Source organism: Pseudomonas sp. (genome assembly GCF_026224925.1).
In the GTDB taxonomy this organism is placed as follows: domain Bacteria; phylum Pseudomonadota; class Gammaproteobacteria; order Pseudomonadales; family Pseudomonadaceae; genus Aquipseudomonas.
This window is the reverse complement of sequence record NZ_JAMFRV010000744.1, coordinates 1-6,781: the sequence shown is the minus strand read 5'-3', so window position 1 is coordinate 6,781 and position 6,781 is coordinate 1. Positions and strand designations below refer to the sequence as shown.

General features: G+C 53.4%; 5 protein-coding genes. All 5 read left to right on the top strand.

All coding sequences use genetic code 11. The features are described from left to right. On the top strand, positions 1–1,099 hold a 1,099-nt coding region (locus tag M0974_RS30900), incomplete at its 5' end, for an IMP dehydrogenase (protein WP_297845792.1). A 166-nt stretch (positions 1,100–1,265) separates the two neighbouring features. Then, on the top strand, positions 1,266–2,843 hold the full coding sequence (guaA, locus tag M0974_RS30895) for a glutamine-hydrolyzing GMP synthase (RefSeq protein ID WP_297845790.1): 1,578 nt from the start codon (positions 1,266–1,268) through the stop codon (positions 2,841–2,843). 210 nt (positions 2,844–3,053) lie between these two features. Then, positions 3,054–5,753: an AAA domain-containing protein gene (locus M0974_RS30890; protein ID WP_297845788.1), complete on the top strand. Its 2,700-nt coding sequence runs from the start codon at positions 3,054–3,056 to the stop codon at positions 5,751–5,753. A gap of 275 nt (positions 5,754–6,028) precedes the next feature. After that, positions 6,029–6,571: a DUF4255 domain-containing protein gene (locus M0974_RS30885; RefSeq protein ID WP_297845786.1), complete on the top strand. Its 543-nt coding sequence runs from the start codon at positions 6,029–6,031 to the stop codon at positions 6,569–6,571. A gap of 16 nt (positions 6,572–6,587) precedes the next feature. Next, positions 6,588–6,781: contractile injection system tape measure protein (locus tag M0974_RS30880; RefSeq protein WP_297845783.1), on the top strand; the 194-nt coding region annotated here is incomplete at its 3' end.

The following is a 6,781-nucleotide window of genomic DNA, read 5'->3' as shown; positions in this document are numbered from 1 at the left end:
GCACAACGGCGACTTGGTCGGCATTGTGACGTCCCGCGATGTGCGATTCGAAAACCGTCTGGACGCCAAGGTCCGCGAAGTGATGACGCCTAAAGAGCGCCTCGTCACCGTGCGTGAAGGCGCCGACAAGTACGAAGTGCGCGAGTTGCTGCACAAGCACCGCCTGGAAAAAGTCCTGATTGTCGACGACAAGTTCGCGCTCAAAGGCATGATGACCGTCAAGGACATCGAAAAAGCCAAGGCCTATCCATTGGCAAGCAAGGATGACCAAGGTCGTCTGCGCGTTGGCGCTGCAGTCGGCACCGGCAAAGACACAGCTGAACGCGTTGCGGCCCTGGTGCTGGCGGGCGTTGATGTGGTGGTGGTCGACACCGCCCACGGCCATTCAAAAGGTGTTATTGATCGCGTCCGTTGGGTCAAAGAGAGCTTCCCTGACGTGCAAGTCATTGGCGGCAACATCGCCACTGGCGCTGCTGCCAAGGCACTCGTCGCCGCAGGCGCTGACGCTGTAAAGGTTGGCATCGGTCCTGGCTCCATATGCACCACGCGCATCGTTGCCGGTGTAGGCGTGCCGCAAATCAGCGCCATTGCTAACGTTGCTGCTGCCCTTGAAGGCACCGGCGTTCCGTTGATCGCCGACGGCGGCATCCGTTACTCGGGTGACCTGTCCAAAGCCATCGTTGCGGGTGCTTCTTGCGTGATGATGGGCTCGATGTTTGCCGGTACCGAAGAGGCTCCGGGCGAAATCGAACTGTTCCAGGGTCGCTCGTACAAGGCTTACCGCGGCATGGGTTCGCTGGGCGCCATGTCCCAGGCACAAGGCTCTTCCGACCGTTACTTCCAGGATTCTTCGGAAGGCGCCGAGAAGCTGGTGCCAGAAGGTATCGAAGGCCGCGTTGCTTATAAAGGCTCGCTGACTGCCATCGTTCACCAACTGATGGGTGGCCTGCGTTCATCCATGGGCTATACCGGCAGCGCCGACATCGAAGAGATGCGGACCAAGCCTGAATTCGTGCGTATCACCGGTGCTGGCATGGCTGAATCCCACGTCCATGACGTGCAGATCACCAAAGAAGCGCCGAACTACCGCGTCGGCTAAAAGCGCTGTTTAGCTATTCCTGTAGGAGCGAATTCATTCGCGAAAGTAACAACATGGTTGATCAGATAGACCGTGTTGTCTGCTTCCCGAATGAATTCGGTCCCACGGGTAATCGGGGCTGCTATAGCAGCCCCGTGTTATTTCCGAATTCCACGAGAGAAGAGTCATGGCCCTCGACATTCACGCCCACCGCATCCTGATTCTCGACTTCGGTTCGCAGTACACTCAACTGATCGCTCGCCGTGTGCGTGAGATTGGTGTGTATTGCGAGCTGCATCCGTTCGACATGGACGACGAAGCGATTCGCGAATTCAACCCGCGCGGGATCATTCTCGCCGGCGGCCCGGAATCTGTTCACGAAGCTGGCAGCCCACGGGCGCCTCAAGCTGTTTTCGACCTGAACGTACCGGTCTTCGGCATCTGCTACGGCATGCAAACCATGGCTGAACAGCTGGGTGGTCGCGTGCAAGGTTCCGAGATGCGCGAGTTCGGTTACGCTCGCGTCGATGTGGTCGGCAAAAGCCGTATCCTTGATGGCATCGAAGATCACGTCGATGTTGACGGTGTTTTCGGCCTCGACGTGTGGATGAGCCACGGCGACAAAGTGACTGAAATCCCGGAAGGCTTCCATCTGTTGGCCAGCACTCCAAGCTGCCCAATCGCCGGCATGGCAGACGACAAGCGCGGCTACTATGGCGTGCAGTTCCACCCGGAAGTGACCCATACCAAGCAAGGCGGGCGCATTCTGTCGCGCTTCATCCTCGACATCTGCGGCTGCGAAGCGCTGTGGACGCCGTCGCATATCGCTGAAGACGCTATCGCTAGCATTCGCGCTCAAGTGGGCACCGACAACGTGCTGCTCGGCTTGTCTGGCGGCGTTGACTCTTCAGTGGTTGCGGCCTTGTTGCACAAAGCCATCGGCGATCAGCTGACCTGCGTGTTTGTCGACAATGGTCTGCTGCGCTTGCATGAAGGCGAGCAAGTGATGGCCATGTTCGCCGAGAACATGGGCGTCAAAGTGATCCGCGCCAACGCTGCCGATCAGTTCCTCGACAACTTGGCAGGCGAAAGCGACCCAGAGAAGAAGCGCAAAATCATCGGTCGTACCTTCATCGATGTGTTCGACGCTGAATCCTGCAAGCTGGACAACATCAAGTACTTGGCCCAAGGCACTATCTACCCGGACGTGATCGAATCGGCTGGCGCGAAAAGCGGCAAGGCCCATGTGATCAAGTCGCACCACAACGTGGGCGGTTTGCCGGACGAGATGAACCTCAAGCTGGTAGAGCCACTGCGCGAGCTGTTCAAGGACGAAGTCCGTCGTCTGGGCCTCGAACTCGGTCTGCCGTACGACATGGTTTACCGTCACCCATTCCCGGGCCCAGGCTTGGGCGTGCGGATTCTCGGTGAAGTGAAGAGGGAATACGCCGAGCTGTTGCGTCGTGCTGACCACATCTTTATCGAAGAACTGCGCAAGGCCGACTGGTATCACAAAGTCAGCCAAGCGTTCGTGGTGTTCCAGCCGGTCAAGTCCGTAGGCGTGGTGGGCGATGCTCGTCGCTATGCATGGGTTGTTGCCCTGCGTGCCGTAGAAACGGTCGACTTCATGACCGCACGTTGGGCGCACCTGCCCTACGAGCTGCTTGAGGTTGTCAGCGGCCGTATCATCAATGAAATCGAAGGCATCTCCCGCGTCACCTACGACGTGTCGAGCAAACCGCCGGCGACTATTGAGTGGGAATAAGTTGAAAAACAAGGCGCCGTGAGGCGCCTTTGTTGTATCTGGAGGAGTGTTTACTGACTGTATGGCTGCCCCGCAGGCTTGACGCATCAGAGCGAATTAGTGTCAAACTGATCTGCAATGCCAAAATGGCATCGATTGGTCGAATCGTTGGATTCGGATTCTCATGGCATGGATGCAGACAGGCGTTGATCAAGCCTGATTAAGGGATATATGGTTTCCATCTACGTGTGTGGTCAAGACAAGACCCGTCAGATCAGCGACTGGGAGATACAGTGGAATCGCAAGCAGGGTGAATTGACACTTACCTGCCACTACCCCTCTAAAAAGATTTTCTCCCGCCCGCTCAGTGACTGTGAGGTCATTCCCACTCGAGAGCTGAATGACAAGCTTTTTCGAAAAAGAGGAAGTTTAGTGTTCAGTGCCGTCGAGAAGGCAGTTATCTACGGTGAGAAATACGCTGTCGTTCAATATCCCGGAAGTACAGGACATTACCTTTTCAAGATGGACTCTATTGAGTTCGTCTCGCCGACGACGATCAAGGATGAATCCGCATTTGGTTATTTCCGTTCCGTGGCAACAGCCCGGATCAATAACGCTTCTTCTAAGGAGCAAAAGGTCATTGCCGAAAATGTGTTGCGCCAGTTGCAGGCAATCCCGTCGCGCGCGGACACTGCGTTGCACGCCTACTGCGCAGGGCAGAATGGTAGGCAGGACCAGCCGAGAAGCTTCATCTTTCCCTTCGGCCTTAACGAAAGCCAGCTCCAGGCCACTGAGCAGGCTTTTAACTCGCAAATAAGTATGATCGAAGGGCCTCCCGGCACCGGCAAGACGCAGACCATTCTGAACATCATCGCCAACGTCCTCTTGCAGGGAAAAACCGTCGCGGTAGTGTCCAATAACAATTCTGCGGTCAAGAACGTCTATGAAAAACTGGGCAAGTGCGGGCTGGATTATCTTGTCGCCAAGTTGGGTAGCAAAGAGCACCGAGAGGAGTTTTTCGCAAACCGTTCCTCACGACCATCAGCGGACCCCGAACCTGTGCCCACAATGGAAAGCATCCAGGCCGTCCTGCAGCAGCTCAAACTCTGTCTGGGCGCCCGCAACGCGGTAGCGCAGCTGCAGATCGAAATTGATGAGCTGGACATAGAGCGGCGCTATCTCTTGCAATGGCAAAAGGACAGCGGTGTGGTAGTACCTGCTTTGGATAGATACAAGCTGTCGCCGCAAAAGACTACGGACTTGATGGCTTATCTGGCACAGCTCGCTGATGAGCGTATTAGGATCAAGGACAGGATCGAACTGTTGTTCAACTTCAGGATTCTGCGCACCAAACCATTGGATGATTGGGACAAGCGCAAGTCGGTCTTCTATGGCTTGCAGCTCCACTATTACGATGAGGCCCTGCTTGAGAAGAAAACGGCGTTGGCTGTCTACCAGGAAGAGTTGCGACTCGGCAATTTCAAGGTGTTGCTGGAAGAGCTGACATCCTCTTCGATGAGGTATCTGAAGTATCACCTGCATCTTCACATTTCGAATAATGACACCTTCGATGCGAAAACTTACCGAGGGCAGCTCGATGCGTTCGTGAAGCGCTATCCGATCATCGGCAGCAGTACGCATTCGATCATCAATTCCCTCGGACCCGGCGCAGTCCTTGACTATGTCATCATCGACGAAGCCTCGCAGCAAGATACCGTCCCGGGAGTACTGGCACTTGGTTGCGCGAAGAACCTGATCATTGTCGGTGACAGAAAGCAGCTTGCACACATTCCAGTAAGTCTGGGTATGGCAGCGCCTGCCCCCTACTACGACTGCGAAAAGTACAGTCTGCTCGACTCGTGCGTCGGTGTTTTCAGGGACTCGATTCCGATGACGCTACTTAAAGAGCACTATCGATGCCACCCCCGAATCATTCAGTTCTGTAATCAGCAGTTCTACGACAACCAGCTTGTCCCGATGACGCAGGACGACGGTGAACAGGCATTGACGCTGCTCGTCACTGCCAAGGGAAACCATACGCGTCAAAATACCAACCTTAGAGAGCTGGATTCGTTGCTGGCAGTGCTCGAAGGAGAGGGGGAGAGCGCATGGGAAGGCGAGGATGGTAGAGGATTTATCGCTCCGTTCAGGGCCCAGTCGACACTCTCAAGTGCGCATTTGCCGGCTGATTTCGTCAATGACACTGTGCACAAGTTTCAGGGCCGGGAGTGCGACGAAATTGTCTTTTCTACTGTTCTGGACAAGCACAAGAGTTTAGCCCGTCTGGATTTCGTGGATGATCCGCGCATGGTCAATGTGGCGGTATCAAGAGCCAAGAACAGATTCACTCTGGTCACGGGGGATGATGTCTTTAAGGCGAGCAACGGGCATATCGCCGCGCTGATCCGCTATATTGAATATTACGCAGATGACAGGCAGGTGCACCGAGCGCCTGTTATCTCGGCCTTTGATTTGCTCTACAAGGAGTACGACCGATCGCTCGCACGTCTTAACGCAAGACTTCGGCCGAATGATTCATCGTTCAAATCCGAACAGATCGTGGCGCAGATACTGCGTGAGACGCTTACCCAAGATGCCTGCCGAGCGATCATGTTTCACGCTCAGATTAAGTTGATACAACTGGTCTCGGTTGCCAATGAAGTCTTGACGGCACGGGAACTGGAGTTCATGAAAAACAATGCCAGTTGTGATTTCGTGCTTTATTTTAAGGTAGGGAAAAAGCCTCTGGGCGTAATCGAGGTCGATGGGGGCTCTCATGATGAGCCTGAACAGGCCGAGCGAGATGCCCTGAAAAACAGCATTCTGCAAAAAAGCGATATACCCTTGCTTCGTTTGCGAACCGTCGAGAGCCATGTTGAAGAAAAGCTGGCGGGATTTTTGGCTCAGTGGACGAACAGCGTTCTACCTTAATCTATATCGTATTCACCTATGCACTGCTGCGTGAAAACCGGGCGCTGCGCAAGGCTGGTTCCGAGCCAACCAGAGAGCTAGCCTTCAATGATAATAGAGTGGGAATGATCAATCGGACTGCATCCTTTCAGTGATGCTTGATTGAAGCTTAAAAAAAATCCCTGTTTTTACAGGGCTTTTGCTTAACCAAAATCGACCATCTTTAGCGCCGTCGCTTTTTTCTTAACGCACAAAGAGCCATACTCGACCGATAAAAACCAATCGGGATGAGCAGTATGATTGATGTAACGCTGCAATATTTGACACAGAGACTCAATCAATATCTCGTTACGCGAGCGGGATTAGATGGAAATATAGTAGTTTTGAATAAGCTATCCAATATCGACATGAGTCAGCCTAAGGAAAATTTTAATAAAGTCATTGTTACGCTGATCAACCTCGAGTGTGAAAGAAATAAGCAGTTCTCTGGAGGGCTGCGTCCTGGTATTGACCAGAGCAACCAAGTCAATCCTGCCATATACCTTAATCTTGATATTCTTGTTTCTGCCAATTTTGATAACTACAGTGAGGGGCTTAAGTTTCTCACTTGGGCGATAGGTTTTTTTCAAGAAAGTCGTGTGCTGGATCATACCAATGATCCGTTGATGCCCAGCGGACTTGAATCACTTGGATTAGAGTTTGAAAACTCGCCATCTGCCAAGATAGAAAATTTATGGGCGGCTATGGGTGTCAGTTATTTGCCATCCGTGATGTATAAAATTCGACATGTACCTGTTGAGTCTGAGCACAACCATGACAGCCCAGGCGTCCCGACTTAAACGACAGGTAAACCTGATGCCCATACCGATTAACAATGCCGGCCTGGTATTGCTGCAAGGCTATATCAAACCGCTGTTTTCCCGGCTGGAGCTGACTGAAAACGATGTGTTTGTCAGCGACAGCGCGCAACGCCGAGCGGTGCATTACTTGCAGTTTCTGGTAACAGGGGACACTCAAACCTCAGAGCGCTACCTGACGCTGAATAAACT